We start from the raw sequence: 15382 nt of genomic DNA on the forward strand, positions 1-15382 counted from the left end.
CTTCAGTTGCGGATGATCAGCGCGAAGGCGCAGGAATGCGGTACAGGTAGAGCAGCACTGCGCTGGCAAACGCCAGCAGGCAGACCGGCAACGGATGCAGACCGAACAGCACCGCGATGGCGGCGATCCAGGCAGGCAACCCGGCGGCCAGAAAGGCCAGGCGGCGGATGGCAGCGAGTTTCAGCCATGCTGCCGGCTCCTCGGGGGTATCGAGTGCAGCCTGGGTGACGGCCAACGCGCGCTTGTACGCGCCGAAGGGTTTCAGGCTGACGAACATCGAGCCTATCCCGGCGATGAACAGCGGGAGCGCCAACACCGGAATGAGCGGCTCGCTGGCACCGAAAAAGACACAGACCACAAGCAATGGCGCCAGGGTCAGGCCCAGTTGACGCCACCATTGCATCTCCAGCTTTTGACGAACCTCGCTGCGTGTCACGCGGGACCGACCTCGCTTTGATGTTCGTTACCCATCATGTGCCCCAGCTTGCCCGCCTTGGTCGCCAGATAAAGGCGGTTGTGCGGGTTTTGCCCGGTGTGCAGAGGCACGCGCTCAGCGACCCTGATGCCCATCTCGGTCAAGGCTTTGACCTTGCGCGGGTTGTTGGTCATAAGCCGTAGCGACTGCACGCCCAGATGCTGAAGCATCGGCAGGCAGATCGCGTAGTCACGCTGATCGGCAGCAAAGCCCAGACGCTCGTTGGCTTCAACCGTATCGGCACCGCCATCCTGCAACTCGTAAGCGCGGATCTTGTTCATCAGACCGATACCGCGCCCTTCCTGGCGCAAATACAACAGTACGCCCCGCCCTTCGGTGGCGATGGCGCGCAGGGCAGCCTCCAGTTGAGAGCCGCAATCGCAACGCTGACTGAACAGGGCGTCGCCGGTCAGGCATTCGGAATGTACGCGACCCAGAACCGGCTCACCGTCCGCCACATCGCCCAGACTCAGGACGACATGTTCACGGCCAGTTGCCGACTCGATAAAGCCGTGCATGGCAAACTCTGCAAAGGGAGTGGGCAGTTTGGAAGCGGCGACAAAGACGACGGGCACCGTGTGCTCCTGATCAGTATGAAGACTGGAAATTCGCAAGATTTGCATTGTAACAGCAGGTTCCTGCAGACGCTCAGGGTGAATTCTCGGGCATTTAGATCATAAAGTTCGATAGATAGAAGTGCTCATCCGCTCACTGCTCACCGCCAAAATGCTGGTAGCCACGCGTGTCGGGTGTGACGTCTTGCCCGGTGTCGTCGACAAGCACGACGCCTTGCCCCTGCTCTACCCGGCCAATGACATGCACCGGCCAGCCTTCTTTCAGCAACGCCGACAAGTGTTCGGAAGGCAGGGTGAAGGCCAGGATGTAATCATCACCACCGCTCAGCGCGGCCTGTCGGGCTGAGGGCAGATCGAACAAGGCCAGCAATGGGTCGGACATCGGCAGGCGGTCCCGCTCGACAACCAGACGCACACCCGACGCACGGGCGATGTGTCCGCAGTCGGCCAGCAGCCCGTCGGAGATGTCCAGCGCCGACGTCGCCCTGCCGCGCAAGGCCTGGCCCAGCGCCAGTTGCGGTTGGGGCGACCAGTAGCGGGCCAGCAATGCTTCGGCGATCGAGGGTTCGGCGCTGCGCTGCTTCAATACCAGCGGCAATGCACCTGCGCCATCACCCAGCGTGCCGCCGACACACAGCAGGTCACCCGCCTCGGCACCCGCGCGGGTCAGGGCTGATCCGGCCGGCACAGCGCCAAACACTGTCAGGGTCAGGCTCAAGGGACCGCGCGTGGTATCACCACCGATCAGACGCAGCGAACAGCCTTGCGCCATCTGGTTCAGGCCGCGAGCGAAGGTCTGCAGCCAGTCGGCATCGACCTGCGGCAGGGTCAGGGCAAGGGTGAACGCGACAGGCCTGGCGCCCATGGCCGCCAGGTCACTGGCAGACACTGCCAGCGCACGCTGGCCAAGCAGAAAGGGGTCGCAGACATCAGGAAAATGCACCCCGGCAACCAGGGTGTCGGTCGAGATCGCCAACTGCTCGCCGGGCGTCAACGCCAGCAGCGCGCAGTCATCGCCGATCCCCAGGGCAACTTCCTCGCCCGCCTGCGCACAGGGCGCGGCGGCGAAGTAATTGCGGATCAGCTCGAACTCTCCCATGAAGGTCAGGCGCGAATCAGCGCTTGTGGGCCTTCACTTCGACTTCACGCAGGCGCGGCGCCAGCTTGTCCAGCACGCCATTGACGAACTTGTGGCCGTCAGTGGAGCCGTAGACTTTCGCCAGCTCGATGCTTTCGTTGATCACCACGCGATAAGGCACGTCGATGCGCTTGAGCAGTTCGAAGGTGGACAGGCGCAATATCGCCAGCTCAATCGGATCGAGTTCTTCGATGGTCAGGTCAAGGCAAGGCTTCAGAGCGGTGTCGATCTCGGTCTGGTTGGTTGCCACGCCGTGTAACAACTCACGGAAGTAGGTGCCGTCAACGTTACTGAAGTCATTATCGACACGGAACTGGGCTTCGATTTCGTTCAGCGCGTGGCCAGCCATGTGCCGTTGGTACAGGGCCTGAGTTGCCATCTGACGCGCTTCGCGACGTTTGGCGCTCTTGCCCTTGGCGATTTCCGGCGATTTGGCGTCGCGCGGGTTGAACTGGTCGGTATCGTCGGAAATCACTTGGCCTCCAGCTGCGACAGCAGGCTGACCATTTCGATGGCGGACAGGGCAGCTTCAGCGCCCTTGTTGCCAGCCTTGGTGCCGGAACGCTCGATGGCCTGTTCGATGGAGTCGACGGTCAACACGCCGAAAGCGACCGGCACGCCGAATTCCATGGACACCTGGGACAAGCCCTTGACGCACTCGCCTGCCACGTATTCGAAGTGCGGAGTACCGCCACGGATCACTGCACCCAGTGCGACGATGGCCGCGAACTCGCTGCGTTGGGCAACTTTCTGCACAACCAGTGGAATCTCGAACGCACCCGGCGCACGGATGATGGTGATGTCGCTTTCGCTCACACCATGGCGTACCAGCGCATCAACGGCACCGCTAACCAGGCTTTCCACGACGAAGCTGTTGAAACGGCCAACTACCAAGGCATAGCGGCCTTGGGGGGCGATGAAGGTACCTTCGATGGTCTTCAAGGTCATTCGGTGAGTCTCGTATTAAAGAGCAAGCCCGCCTTGGGGCGGACTTTGAGGGATATTAGGCCACGAATCATGCCTGTCAGGCCAAAACCTGCGAAAAACCATCTTTCACACGCCCCGACCTGCCAGTATTTATTCGGAGGGCACGTATTCTACAACTTCCAGATCGAAACCGGATATCGCATTGAACTTCATCGGCGAACTCATCAGGCGCATTTTGCGCACGCCAAGGTCACGAAGGATCTGCGAACCGGCACCGACCGTGCTGTACGTAGTCGGCGTCTTGATCGGTTGCTGACCGGCGGTTTCGCGAATATGAGCCAGCAAGACATCGCCATCCAGCGGGTGACCGAGCAGCAGCACCACACCGCTGCCCGCCTCGTTAACCGCGCGCATGGCGGCGCGCAGGCTCCAGCGGCCGGGCTGGTTGACCATCAACAGGTCACGCAGCGGGTCCATGTTATGCACGCGAACCAGCGTGGGCTCTTCGGCACAGATGGTGCCCAGGGTCAGCGCCAGATGCACGTCGCCCTCGACCGAATCGCGGTAGGTCACCAGGTTGAAACTGCCCAGTTCGCTGTCCATCGGCTGCTCGGCAATCCGCTGAACGGTACGTTCGTGGATCATCCGGTAGTGAATCAGGTCGGCGATGGTGCCGATCTTGATGTCATGTTGCAGGGCAAATGCTTCGAGTTCGGCGCGACGCGACATGGTGCCGTCGTCGTTCATGACTTCGCAGATCAGGCCCGTCGGCTCGAAACCGGCCATGCGCGCCAGGTCGCAGGCCGCTTCGGTATGACCGGCGCGCGCCAGGGTGCCGCCCGCCTGAGCCATGAGCGGGAAGATATGCCCAGGGCTGACGATGTCTTCGGCCTTGGCGTCCTTGGCAGCGGCGGCCTGCACCGTGCGTGCACGGTCGGCTGCCGAGATGCCGGTGGTCACGCCTTCGGCGGCTTCGATGGAAACGGTGAACTTGGTGCCGAAACCCGAACCGTTGCGCGCTGCCATCAGCGGCAGCTTGAGGGTTTCGCAGCGCTCGCGAGTCATCGGCATGCAGATCAGACCACGGGCGAAACGCGCCATGAAGTTGATGTGCTCGGGCTTCACGCATTCGGCGGCCATGATCAGGTCGCCTTCGTTTTCGCGGTCTTCGTCATCCATGAGGATGACCATCTTGCCCTGGCGAATGTCTTCGACCAGTTCTTCGATACTGTTGAGCGCCACGCGGCACCCCCTTCAATCAATTCAGGATTTGAGGTAGCCGTTCTCGGCCAGGAAGCTTTCGGTGATCGTACCGTGGCCCGGCTCGGCGGCCTTGTCACCCAGCAGCAGGCGCTCCAGATAACGCGCCAGCAGATCGACTTCCAGGTTGACCTTACGGCCGGGCTGGTAGTCGGCCATGATCGTTTCGCTCCAGGTATGGGGCACGATGGTCAGTTCAAACTCCGCGCCGTTGACCGAATTGACGGTCAGGCTGGTGCCGTCGACCGTGATCGAGCCTTTGTGGGCGATGTATTTGGCCAGTTCACGTGGCGCACGCACCGTGAACTGAATGGCACGGGCGTTATCCGCACGGGCAACGATTTCGCCGACGCCGTCGACATGGCCGCTGACCAGATGGCCGCCCAGACGTGTGGTCGGGGTCAGGGCCTTTTCCAGGTTGACCCGGCTGCCGCTCTTCAGGTCGACAAAGGCGGTGACGGTCAGGGTCTCGCGGCTGACGTCAGCCCAAAAGCCATCACCGGGCAATTCGACGGCGGTCAGGCATACGCCATTGACGGCAATGCTGTCGCCGAGTTTGACGTCGGTCAGGTCAAGCTTGCCGGTTTCCACGTAAACGCGGACGTCGCCGCCTTTGGGAGTCAGGGCGCGGATGCTGCCAATGGATTCGATAATGCCGGTAAACATGGGTCCTCCGGGAGAACAAGGGCTGCGCGCAAGGCGAAAGCCGGGAATTATACGCCGGGTGTGCGCACAGGGAGAGCGATGACTCGCCAGTCATTACCGACAGCACGCATTTCCACAATGTTCAGTTCCAGCGCTTCGCTCATCTGCGCCAGTGGCAGATCGAGCAGCGGACGGGCCGATGAGCCGAGAAACTTGCCAGCAATGAAGAGCTGAAACTCGTCGACCAGCCCGAGCCGCGCAAAAGCCCCCGCCAGTCGCGGACCGGCCTCGACCAGCACTTCATTGACGCCCCGCGCTGCGAGTTCGCCCATCAACCTGCGCAGGTCCACATGACCGGCGCTGTCGGCCAGCGCGAGCATTTCGTGGCCCTCCTCCTGATAGCGACCTCGCGCCGACGCAGCAGCGCAGGTCACGACCAGCGCACTGCCTGCCTGGAAGAACGGTGCATCGAGCGGCACACGCAAACGGCCGTCGATCAACACGCGCAACGGCGCGCGTGCCGCGGCCAGCGCGGTCAATTCGGCATCGAGCCCCAGTTCATCAGGGCGTACGGTGAGACGAGCCTTGTCGGCCAGCACCGTGTCGGCACCGCTGAGCACCACGCTCGACTGGGCGCGCAGGCGCTGTACGGCAGAGCGCGCCTCGGGGCCGGTGATCCACTGGCTTTCCCCGCTGGCCATCGCCGTTCGGCCATCCAGGCTCATGGCCATTTTGACCCGCACATACGGCAGGCCGGTCTCCATGCGCTTGAGAAAGCCTTTGTTCAGCGCTCGCGCTTCGCTTTCCAGCACACCACACTGAACGCCGATGCCGGCATTCATGAGGCGCAACAGGCCGCGACCGGAAACTTCGGGGTTGGGGTCCTGCATCGCTGCGACAACCCGCGTCAGCCCGGCTTCGATCAGTGCATCGGCACAGGGCGGTGTGCGCCCCTGGTGACTGCACGGCTCGAGGGTGACGTAGGCGGTCGCGCATCTGGCCAGCTCGCCGGCCTGGCGCAAGGCATGCACTTCGGCATGCGGTTCACCGGCGCGCGCATGCCAGCCTTCGCCAACGATCCGGCCTTCACGCACGATCACGCAGCCGACTCGCGGGTTGGGATGCGTGGAGTACAGCCCCTTGCGCGCCAGCTCGAGTGCTCGCGCCATGTAATGAACGTCGAGAGCCGCCTGTTCAGTCAGCAATGCATTTATTCCTTGCCCGGCTCGCGGGCCAGACGATCGATTTCTTCACGGAATTCGTTGAGGTCCTGAAAGCGGCGGTACACCGAAGCGAAGCGGATATAGGCCACTTCGTCGAGCTTCTGCAGCTCGGTCATCACCAGCTCACCCACCACCAGCGATTTGACTTCGCGTTCGCCGGTTGCGCGCAGCTTGTGTTTGATGTGAACCAGGGCCGCTTCCAGGCGCTCGACACTCACCGGACGCTTTTCGAGCGCCCGCTGCATACCGGCGCGCAGTTTTTCTTCATCGAAAGGCTGGCGGCTGCCGTCCTGCTTGATCAGACGCGGCAAGACCAGCTCGGCCGTTTCGAACGTGGTGAAGCGCTCGCCGCAGGCCAGGCACTCGCGTCGGCGGCGTACTTGCTCGCCTTCGGCGACGAGGCGGGAGTCGATGACTTTGGTGTCATTGGCACCGCAGAAGGGACAGTGCATGGTGGCTGGCAACAAAAGAATGAGGAGCGCCATGTTAGCGCATCCTGCTGGCAAGACAAGGCTGAGGGTTTACGGTATATAGACGCACATTAAAGCGGTGTGAAATTGTCCGGGCTCGGTAATACTGCACGCTTGGCGTCCCCCAGCCTTTCGAATTTTGTCTTGTGGAGCTTTTGATGACGTTACGCCCCGCTTTTCTACTCTGCTTCATCGGCTTGCTGGCCGCGTGCAGCAGTAATGACGCGCCGAAACCGGCTGCGCCGCCACCGGTCGCACCCTCGATCAAGCTGCCCGCCGGGCCAGGGCCACTGCAACCGTACCAACGTGAACTCAGCGGGCAATTGCTGGGCGTGCCGGCCGGCGCCGAGGTCGAGCTGGCAATGCTGGTCATCGACGAGCGCGGACGTCCACAGAAGCTGCTGACCAACACCCTGCTCAAGGGCAACGGTCAATCATTGCCGTTCCAGCTGCGCTTCAACCCGGAAGCCTTTCCGGTCGGCGGACGTGTCGAGTTGCGTGGCCGCGCCAGCAAGTCCGGGCAATTGATCCTGCACCTGCCGTCAATGCGTATCGATCAGCCGGTGACTCAGGCCCTGGGGCAGTTGCAGTTCGTCAAGGCGCCATGATCGCTCCGCAGCATCTGCAACACGCGCTGAGCGAACTGCTTGGCGACGCCCGGTTGGTAGTCACTGCGCTGCCGGGCACCGAGCTGAAGCTGTGGCTGATCGACGATGTCAACATGGACCGCGCCTTCAGCCCGGAGGAAACGCGGCGCATTCTGGAAGAACCACCGTACTGGAGCTTCTGCTGGGCGAGCGGCCTGGGCCTGGCGCGTTTTCTGGCTGAAAACCCGCACTGGGTGGCCGGCAAGCGGGTACTGGACTTCGGTGCAGGCTCGGGTGTAGCGGGCATTGCCGCGCTCAGGGCCGGGGCGCTTGAGGTGGTGGCCTGTGATCTCGACCCTCTGGCGCTCGCTGCCTGCCGGGCCAATGCCGAACTCAATCAGGTGCCATTGAGTTACTCGACGGATTTCTTTGCCGAGGCGGACCGCTTCGATCTGATTCTGGTCGCCGACGTGCTCTACGACCGCGCCAACCTGCCGTTGCTTGATCAGTTTCTCTCCCGGGGCCGCGAGGCACTGGTGGCAGATTCCCGCGTGCGCGACTTCAAACACGCTGCCTACCAGCGTCTGACGATGCTGCATGCCCACACCCTGCCGGACCTGGCCGAACCGCACGAGTTTCGCGACGTGAGCCTCTATCACGCGGCGCGGTGAGCGCTAAATAACAGTCCGGGATTTCTCAGCTAAACGGCTTTTGTAGGAGCGAACTTGTTCGCGAAGACGGTCGTTCAAACGATAAATTTCCAGAGAGCTTTCCACCCCTTTCGCGAACAAGCGAAGCGTCGCCCGGTTCGCTCCCACGGCCTTCGGCCAGCATCAATAGCAATGAGTGTGGGCACGATCATGTCCAATAGACGACACCGCTTTCAGCATTGCCCTGCGGGCTTTATAGTTGGCAGCATTCAGATTCTTCGAGACGTGCAATGAGCCAGGAAACTGCTTACATCTTCGACGCAACCGCCGCGAACTTCGATCAATTGGTGATCGACAAGTCCTTCGACCAGCCAGTGCTGGTGGATTTCTGGGCCGAGTGGTGTGCGCCCTGCAAGGTCTTGATGCCGCTGCTGCAGCAAATTACCGAGAGCTATCAGGGCGAGCTGCTGCTGGCCAAGGTCAATTGCGACATCGAGCAGGACATCGTGGCGCGCTTCGGCATTCGCAGCCTGCCGACTGTGGTGCTGTTCAAGGACGGCCAGCCGGTGGATGGCTTTGCCGGTGCCCAGCCGGAGTCGGAAATCCGCAAGATTCTCGACCAGCATGTGGTCATGCCGCCACCGCCAGCCGCCGATCCGCTCAAGCAGGCACAGGCGCTGTTTGCGGAAAGTCGTTTCGCCGAGGCCGAAGCACAGCTCAAGGTGCTGCTGGGCGAAGACAACACCAATGGCGCCGCGCTGATTCTGTATGCGCGCTGCCTGGCCGAACGTGGCGAACTGAGCGAGGCCAAGGCTGTGCTGGATGCGGTCACCGGTGATGCGCACAAGGCCGAACTCGCCGGCGCCAAGGCCCAGCTGACGTTCCTCGCGCAAGCCGCGACCCTGCCGGACGCTGCCGAACTGAAAAGCCGCCTTGCACAAAACCCGCAGGACGATGAAGCGGCACTGCAACTGGCGATTCAGCAGTTGTCGCGTCAACAGTACGAAGCGGCGCTCGAGGGCTTGCTCAAGCTGTTCATCCGCAATCGCAATTACGCCGAGGGCCTGCCGCACAAGACGCTGCTGCAGGTATTCGACCTGCTGGGCAACGAGCACCCGCTGGTCACGGCCTACCGCCGCAAACTGTTTGCCGCGCTGTACTGAGGTAAAAAGCAACAGGCACCGCTCGGGTGCCTGTTGTTATTGAAAGCCGTCAGGTCACGTCGCTTCGACCCAGCTGTACAGCGGCGCATCCCCGCCGCTCTCGACTTTCACGTTCGCCGAGTGACGCAAGCGCACCAGCAGATGCTTGCCCGCAGCGGTACTGCCCGCCAACCCTTCCAGTTGCCCCAACAGATCCGGCCCACTCATCTGCCCGGCCTTGCGCAGCAATTCCTGAGCGACTTGCCAGAGCCTGTCGTCCTGGTTGAGCGGCGTGCTCTCGGCCACGGCGGCGGGGACCTCCGGGGCCGCCGCCTTGAGCTGCGCGCCCAGTTGCGCCCAGTCTCCCTCGTCCAGTTCAAGGGTCAAATCCACCGGCCACTGGCCTACGGTTCCACGAATACGCAACATGATGTGCACCTGCTGACAGTCAGGCGTACATGCTCCCACAGGCTGGCGCGCATTCCCATGATCAACCGTAACGCCACTGGTTGAGGAGCGGCTCCTTGCCGTTCATGAAATTGCCAAGCGCCCGCACGTCGTAGACGTTTTCCCAGCACTCGATAATTCGTCCATCGCGAAACCGCCACAGGCCGCAAAACGGCATGATGATTTTCCGGCCCTCGCAACTGGCGCGCATCTCGCCCAGCACCGAGCCGAAGTGATCGTTGGCGACGATGTCGTGGACATCCATGTACAGGGTCTGATGCGTGCGTCTGATCAGATTGATCTGGTGGGAAAGCACGGCCTCCTTGCCAACGGCTATGGACAAGCCACCGCCAGCGCCTTGATCCGCCTTGTGCAGCACGATGTCAGCGTCGGCGAATTCGGTGATGCGTGTCATATCCTTGTACACCGCACGCAGGACTTCTCTGTTCGAATGGAGCTTGTTCATGAGTATCTTCCCTGATGTCGCGCTCGGCCCAGGTCGAGCGCAGGTCCCGGCTGGCGATGAAAATCTTTCCTGCGCATCCGGCGCAGGTGTAGCGATTTTCATCTTCCAGAGTAGGACTTGATGACGCGAAGTGTGAGACTACTTAGGCATAAGCACTGCACGGGGTATTCCCGATAACGTCGTCGATAGCGCTTTGCTGCAGCCCGGTCACCCGGCGCCTGGATAAAAACACGTCCACGCAGATCGCTACTTGTTATAAGATCACATAACAGTTTTTCTCGATTATTGTTCTGGAGCCCGCTATGCGCCGTCTGCTACTCGCCCTGCCTTTCGCCCTGTTGCCACTCGTTGCTGCGCACGCTGCTGAAGAGCACGACCACGATCATGATCATGGCGATGAACATGGCAGCCTGGGTGCCCACGAGCATGGCGTAGGACATCTCGATGTGGTGCTGGAAGGCAAGACGCTGGAATTCGAATTCGACAGTCCGGCCATGAACATCGTCGGTTTCGAACACGTTGCGACCTCGGATGAAGACAAGGCCAAAGTCGCCAAGGCCCGCGAATTGCTGCTCAAGCCCAACGCGTTGTTCAGCATTGCCGATGCCGCCAATTGCTCGGCCACTTCGGTGAAGCTGGAAAGCCCGCTGTTTGGTGACAAGGATGACGATCACGACGCGCATGCCGACGCTGGCGATGCCGAGCATCACGAGCACAGTGAAATCCACGGTCACTACAAGTTCGTCTGTGACGCACCGGCCATTCTGAAGAAGCTCGACCTGTCGCAAATCTTCAAAACCTTTCCCGACACCAAGAAGCTTCAGGTACAACTGATTTCGCCAGGCGGCCAGTCGGGCGCAGAAGTGATCGCAGCCAACCCGACGCTGAAATTCTGATCGCACCCTGCGGCACAACGACCGGGCCTGGCCCGGTCTTTTAATTTCCAACCGAGCGTGAGTCAGCCCATGACCCAAGCACTGATCGAACTGTCGGACCTGCGCTTCAACTGGCCCGGCCACCCGCAACTGCTGGACATCCCCGAGTTCCGCCTGCAAAGCGGTGAAACCGTGTTCCTCAAAGGCCCGAGTGGCAGCGGTAAAACCACGCTGCTGGGCCTGCTGGGCGGTGTGCAAAAACCGGTCAGCGGCAGCATTCGCCTGTTGAACCAGGACCTGTCGGCGCTCTCTTCGGCCGCGCGTGATCGCTTCCGCGTCGATCACACCGGCTACATCTTCCAGCAGTTCAACCTGCTGCCGTTTTTGTCGGTGCGGGAAAACATCGAACTGCCCTGCCACTTTTCCAGCGTGCGTGCCGAGCGTGCCAGGCAACGCCACGGCAGCGTCGAGAAAGCGACCACCACCCTGCTCGCCCACCTGGGTCTGAAAGATCCGGCGATGCTGACACGCCGCGCCGACTCGCTGTCGATCGGCCAACAACAGCGAGTCGCTGCCGCCCGCGCGCTGATCGGTCAACCGGAACTGGTGATTGCCGACGAGCCTACGTCTGCGCTGGACGCGGACTCGCGCGAGGCGTTCATTCGCCTGTTGTTCGCCGAGTGCCGCGAGGCCGGGGCCAGCCTGCTGTTTGTCAGTCATGACCAGAGCCTGGCACCGCTGTTTGATCGCAATCTGTCGCTGAGCGACCTGAATCGCGCCGCCGTCGCCGTGGAGATTTGAGATGTATCTGTTTCGTCTGGCCATGGCCAGCCTGGCCAACCGCCGTTTCACTGCATTCCTCACTGCCTTCGCCATTGCGCTGTCGGTTTGCCTGTTACTCGCCGTCGAACGGGTACGCACCGAAGCGCGCTCCAGTTTCGCCAGCACCATCAGCGGCACCGACCTGATCGTCGGTGCACGCTCGGGCTCGATCAACCTGTTGCTGTACTCGGTGTTCCGCATCGGCAATGCCACCAACAACATTCGCTGGGACAGCTTCGAGCATTTCGCCAACAGCAAACAGGTCAAGTGGGCGATCCCGGTTTCGCTGGGCGACTCCCATCGTGGCTATCGGGTGATGGGCACCAATGAGGCGTATTTCGAGCATTACCAGTTCGGTCGCCAGCAGCACCTGGAAATGGCCGAAGGACGCGAGTTCAAGACCGACCCGTTTGAAGTGGTGCTGGGGTCGGAGGTCGCCAAGGCGCTGCATTACAAGCTGGGCGACAAACTGGTGCTGGCGCACGGTGTAGCGGCGATCAGCCTGGTCAAGCATGACGACAAACCGTTCACCGTGGTCGGCATCCTCAAGCCGACCGGTACGCCGGTGGACCGCACGCTGCATATCAGCCTGGGCGGCATGGAAGCCATTCATATCGACTGGCACAACGGCGCCCCGGCACGCGGCAACGAGCGCATTTCAGCCGATCAGGCGCGCAACATGGACCTGACGCCGACTGCGATCACCGCGTTCATGCTGGGCTTGAACAGCAAGATTTCCACCTTCAGCCTGCAACGCGAGATCAACGAATACCGTGGCGAACCCATGCTGGCGATTCTGCCCGGCGTGGCACTGCAGGAGCTGTGGAGCCTGATGGGCACGGCGGAAAAGGCGCTGTTCGTGATTTCGCTGTTCGTGGTGCTGACCGGGCTGATCGGCATGCTGACCGCGATTCTCACCAGCCTCAATGAACGGCGCCGGGAAATGGCCATCCTGCGCTCGGTCGGCGCGCGCCCCTGGCATATCGCAAGCCTGCTTATACTCGAAGCCTTCGCCCTGGCGCTGGCGGGTGTCATCAGCGGCCTTGCGCTGCTCTATATCGGCATCTTCGTGGCCCGCGACTACGTGCTCGACAACTACGGTCTGTACCTGTCGTCTATGCCACCTGGCCAATATGAATGGACATTACTCGGTGCCATTCTCGGCTGCGCGCTGTTGATGGGAACCGTGCCAGCCTGGCGAGCCTACAGGCAGTCACTGGCCGATGGACTGTCGATTCGTTTATGAGGACCTTCATGATGCGGCGCATGCTACTCACTCTGCTGTTCTCGGTTACCACTCAAGTGTGGGCCGCCGAGCCGCGTGAGCTGACCTGGAATGACATGATTCCACCCGATGCACCTGTGGTGAAGCCGGTAACGGCTCCGCTCCACGATATGTCCAAGCTGTCCGATGCACTGGCCATGGAGGCAGCGCCTGCGGCCCACCAACTGGCGCCGCATGCGCCGGTGGTCAAGGCACTGGATGGCAAACTGGTGCGTTTACCGGGCTACATCGTGCCGCTCGAGGTCAGTGAGGAAGGCCGGGTGACGGAGTTTTTGCTGGTGCCGTATTTCGGCGCCTGCATCCATGTGCCGCCGCCACCGGCGAACCAGATCGTGCACGTCACGAGCGAGCTGGGTGTGAAGGTCGATGAGCTGTATCAGCCGTACTGGATCGAAGGACCGATGCAGGCCAAGTCGTCTTCCAGCGAACTGGCAGAAGCGGGCTATCAGATGCAGGCAGACAAGATTCTTGTCTACGAGTTGCCGGATTCATAAGGATGACGAGGTTCCCAGCGATTTCATTGAGCTGAGTCAAAGTCGCCGCTCGACAGCGCTTTAACATTACGCCCATAAAATTTGACTGACCTCTGGAGCCTCCATGCACAAGCATCTGCTACGCACGTCCCTTGTCGCGCTTGCCCTCACCGCCCCGGTCGCGGCACACGCCTACCAGCCTGGCGACTTCATCGTTCGCGCCGGTGTCGCGCACGTTCAACCCAATGAAGACAGCGGCGAAGTGCGCCTCGACGGTGCCAAGGTTTCCGGCACCAAAGCGACTGTCGACGGCGAAAACCAGCTGGGCCTGACCTTCGCCTATATGCTGACCCAGCACGTCGGTATCGAGCTGCTGGCCGCCACACCGTTCAGCCATACCGTGTCGGTCAAAGGCCTCGGGCCTGGCCTGGATGGCAAGCTGGCCGATATCAAACAACTGCCGCCGACGCTGTCGTTGCAGTACTACCCGATGGAACCATCGTCGAAGTTCCAGCCGTATGCCGGCGTGGGCATCAACTACACCACGTTCTTCGATACCGATTTGACCGGCAACCGCAAGGATCAGGGTTTCAGCAACCTCAAGCTCAAAGACTCGGTCGGCCTCGCCGGGCAGTTGGGCATGGATTACATGATCACCGACAACGTACTGCTCAACGCCTCGGTCTGGTACGTCGACATCGACACCAAAGCAACCGTGGACGGCCCTTCAGCCCTGGCCGTCGGCAAGACCAAGGTCGACGTGGACATCGACCCGTGGGTGTACATGGTGGGCGTGGGTTACAAGTTCTGACCTGAACGTCTCAAGCGTCACACACACAAAGGCACTCAGCGGGTGTCTTTGTGTTTTGTAGACCTGATGATCTCGTACCAACTCCATGACGAAGTAATGCCGCGCTTTTTGCAGGAGCGGGCTGGTCCGAAGGCAGTTACATTCGATGCACTTTCTGCGCCTGCAATATCGTCTTCGCGAACAAGTTCGCTCCTACAGGTGCTCACAGGCTTTTGTAGGAGCGAACTTGTTCGCGAATAGGCAGTTACACTCGATGTACTTTCTGCGCCTGCAATATCGTCTTCGCGAACAAGTTCGCTCCTACAGGTGCTCACAGGCTTTTGTAGGAGCGAACTTGTTCGCGAATAGGTAGTTACACTCGATGTAATTTCTGCGTCTGCAATATCGGCTTCGCGAACAAGTTCGCTCCTACAGGTGCTCACAGGCTTTTGTAGGAGCGAACTTGTTCGCGAATAGGTAGTTACACTCGATATGCTTTCTGCGCCTGCAATATCGGCTTCGCGAACAAGTTCGCGCCTACAGGTGCTCACAGGCTTTTGCAGGAGCGAACTTGTTCGCGAATAGGTAGTTACACTCGATGTAATTTCTGCGCCTGCAATATCGGCTTCGCGAACAAGTTCGCGCCTACAGGTGCTCACAGGCTTTTGCAGGAGCGAACTTGTTCGCGAATAGGTAGTTACACTCGATGTAATTTCTGCGTCTGCAATATCGGCTTCGCGAACAAGTTCGCTCCTACAGGTGCTCACAGGCTTTTGTAGGAGCGAACTTGTTCGCGAATAGGTAGTTACACTCGATGTAATTTCTGCGTCTGCAATATCGGCTTCGCGAACAAGTTCGCGCCTACAGGTGCTCACAGGCTTTTGTAGGAGCGAACTTGTTCGCGAATAAGTAATTACATTCGATGTAATTTCTGCGTCTGCAATAGCGGCTTCGCGAACAAGTTCGCTCCTACAGGTGCTCACAGGCTTTTGTAGGAGCGAACTTGTTCGCGAATAAGTAGTTACATTCGATGTAATTTCTGCGTCTGCAATAGCGGCTTCGCGAACAAGTTCGCGCCTACAGGTGCTCACAGGCTTTTGTAGGAGCGAACTTGTTCGCGAATAGGTAGTTA

General features: G+C 60.6%; 19 protein-coding genes. 8 read left to right on the top strand and 11 right to left on the bottom strand.

Annotation, left to right across the window (positions count from 1 at the left end):
* Nucleotides 1–16 precede the first annotated feature (16 nt).
* From KUIN1_RS23400 to nrdR, 9 genes are all read right to left on the bottom strand, one after another.
* The gene (locus KUIN1_RS23400; protein WP_110393056.1) at nucleotides 17–436 is read right to left on the bottom strand and encodes an MFS transporter; all 420 of its coding nucleotides are present in this window, start codon (nucleotides 434–436) and stop codon (nucleotides 17–19) included.
* Complete coding sequence (gene ribA / locus KUIN1_RS23405; protein WP_003419520.1) at nucleotides 433–1050, bottom strand: GTP cyclohydrolase II; 618 nt, start codon at nucleotides 1048–1050, stop codon at nucleotides 433–435. Before ribA ends, KUIN1_RS23400 begins: the two co-directional genes overlap by 4 nt.
* Before the next feature lie 133 nt (nucleotides 1051–1183).
* On the bottom strand, nucleotides 1184–2149 hold the full coding sequence (thiL, locus tag KUIN1_RS23410) for a thiamine-phosphate kinase (protein WP_152092317.1): 966 nt from the start codon (nucleotides 2147–2149) through the stop codon (nucleotides 1184–1186).
* Between the two features lie 16 nt (nucleotides 2150–2165).
* On the bottom strand, nucleotides 2166–2663 hold the full coding sequence (nusB, locus tag KUIN1_RS23415) for a transcription antitermination factor NusB (RefSeq protein WP_116886969.1): 498 nt from the start codon (nucleotides 2661–2663) through the stop codon (nucleotides 2166–2168).
* A complete protein-coding gene (ribH, locus tag KUIN1_RS23420; protein ID WP_002555427.1) occupies nucleotides 2660–3136 on the bottom strand; it encodes a 6,7-dimethyl-8-ribityllumazine synthase in 477 nt (158 codons plus the stop codon). Before ribH ends, nusB begins: the two co-directional genes overlap by 4 nt.
* 129 nt (nucleotides 3137–3265) lie before the next feature.
* Entirely contained in the window at nucleotides 3266–4357 is a 1092-nt protein-coding gene (gene ribBA, locus KUIN1_RS23425; protein WP_003400327.1) for a bifunctional 3,4-dihydroxy-2-butanone-4-phosphate synthase/GTP cyclohydrolase II, read from the bottom strand.
* 21 nt (nucleotides 4358–4378) lie between these two features.
* Entirely contained in the window at nucleotides 4379–5041 is a 663-nt protein-coding gene (locus tag KUIN1_RS23430) for a riboflavin synthase (RefSeq protein WP_003317049.1), read from the bottom strand.
* Between the two features lie 47 nt (nucleotides 5042–5088).
* On the bottom strand, nucleotides 5089–6189 hold the full coding sequence (ribD, locus tag KUIN1_RS23435) for a bifunctional diaminohydroxyphosphoribosylaminopyrimidine deaminase/5-amino-6-(5-phosphoribosylamino)uracil reductase RibD (protein ID WP_162886038.1): 1101 nt from the start codon (nucleotides 6187–6189) through the stop codon (nucleotides 5089–5091).
* A gap of 41 nt (nucleotides 6190–6230) precedes the next feature.
* Complete coding sequence (nrdR, locus tag KUIN1_RS23440; protein ID WP_003317051.1) at nucleotides 6231–6695, bottom strand: transcriptional regulator NrdR; 465 nt, start codon at nucleotides 6693–6695, stop codon at nucleotides 6231–6233.
* Between the two features lie 176 nt (nucleotides 6696–6871).
* Here nrdR and KUIN1_RS23445 point away from each other — a divergent pair, with 176 nt between their 5' ends.
* The 3 genes from KUIN1_RS23445 (at nucleotide 6872) to trxA (ending at nucleotide 9113) form a co-directional block, all read left to right on the top strand.
* Nucleotides 6872–7321, top strand: a complete 450-nt coding sequence (locus KUIN1_RS23445) for a lipoprotein (protein WP_003419544.1) — start codon at nucleotides 6872–6874, stop codon at nucleotides 7319–7321.
* Nucleotides 7318–7971 carry a class I SAM-dependent methyltransferase gene (locus KUIN1_RS23450; protein ID WP_058399418.1) on the top strand — a complete coding sequence of 218 codons (654 nt, stop codon included), beginning with the start codon at nucleotides 7318–7320 and terminating at the stop codon, nucleotides 7969–7971. The genes KUIN1_RS23445 and KUIN1_RS23450 overlap by 4 nt, the downstream gene beginning before the upstream one ends.
* A 269-nt stretch (nucleotides 7972–8240) precedes the next feature.
* Nucleotides 8241–9113 carry a thioredoxin gene (gene trxA / locus KUIN1_RS23455; RefSeq protein ID WP_024638220.1) on the top strand — a complete coding sequence of 291 codons (873 nt, stop codon included), beginning with the start codon at nucleotides 8241–8243 and terminating at the stop codon, nucleotides 9111–9113.
* A gap of 54 nt (nucleotides 9114–9167) precedes the next feature.
* Here the strand turns inward: trxA and KUIN1_RS23460 are convergent, their stop codons facing one another.
* Entirely contained in the window at nucleotides 9168–9521 is a 354-nt protein-coding gene (locus tag KUIN1_RS23460; protein WP_011269049.1) for a hypothetical protein, read from the bottom strand.
* A gap of 61 nt (nucleotides 9522–9582) precedes the next feature.
* Nucleotides 9583–10005 carry a nuclear transport factor 2 family protein gene (locus tag KUIN1_RS23465; RefSeq protein ID WP_011269050.1) on the bottom strand — a complete coding sequence of 141 codons (423 nt, stop codon included), beginning with the start codon at nucleotides 10003–10005 and terminating at the stop codon, nucleotides 9583–9585.
* A gap of 302 nt (nucleotides 10006–10307) precedes the next feature.
* Between KUIN1_RS23465 and KUIN1_RS23470 the strand changes: the two genes are divergently transcribed.
* The 5 genes from KUIN1_RS23470 (at nucleotide 10308) to KUIN1_RS23490 (ending at nucleotide 14271) form a co-directional block, all read left to right on the top strand.
* Nucleotides 10308–10901, top strand: coding sequence for a DUF2796 domain-containing protein (locus tag KUIN1_RS23470; protein ID WP_024638218.1), 594 nt, complete (start codon nucleotides 10308–10310; stop codon nucleotides 10899–10901).
* A 69-nt stretch (nucleotides 10902–10970) separates the two neighbouring features.
* Nucleotides 10971–11681 carry an ABC transporter ATP-binding protein gene (locus tag KUIN1_RS23475; protein ID WP_032654143.1) on the top strand — a complete coding sequence of 237 codons (711 nt, stop codon included), beginning with the start codon at nucleotides 10971–10973 and terminating at the stop codon, nucleotides 11679–11681.
* Nucleotide 11682: 1 nt separating this feature from the next.
* Nucleotides 11683–12948, top strand: coding sequence for an ABC transporter permease (locus KUIN1_RS23480; protein WP_003317058.1), 1266 nt, complete (start codon nucleotides 11683–11685; stop codon nucleotides 12946–12948).
* A gap of 8 nt (nucleotides 12949–12956) precedes the next feature.
* A complete protein-coding gene (locus KUIN1_RS23485) occupies nucleotides 12957–13481 on the top strand; it encodes a DUF3299 domain-containing protein (RefSeq protein ID WP_004412093.1) in 525 nt (174 codons plus the stop codon).
* 103 nt (nucleotides 13482–13584) lie between these two features.
* Entirely contained in the window at nucleotides 13585–14271 is a 687-nt protein-coding gene (locus KUIN1_RS23490; RefSeq protein WP_032654147.1) for an OmpW/AlkL family protein, read from the top strand.
* The last annotated feature ends 1111 nt before the right edge of the window (nucleotides 14272–15382 follow it).

Source organism: Pseudomonas sp. KUIN-1 (assembly GCF_009176725.1).
In the GTDB taxonomy this organism is placed as follows: domain Bacteria; phylum Pseudomonadota; class Gammaproteobacteria; order Pseudomonadales; family Pseudomonadaceae; genus Aquipseudomonas; species Aquipseudomonas fragariae.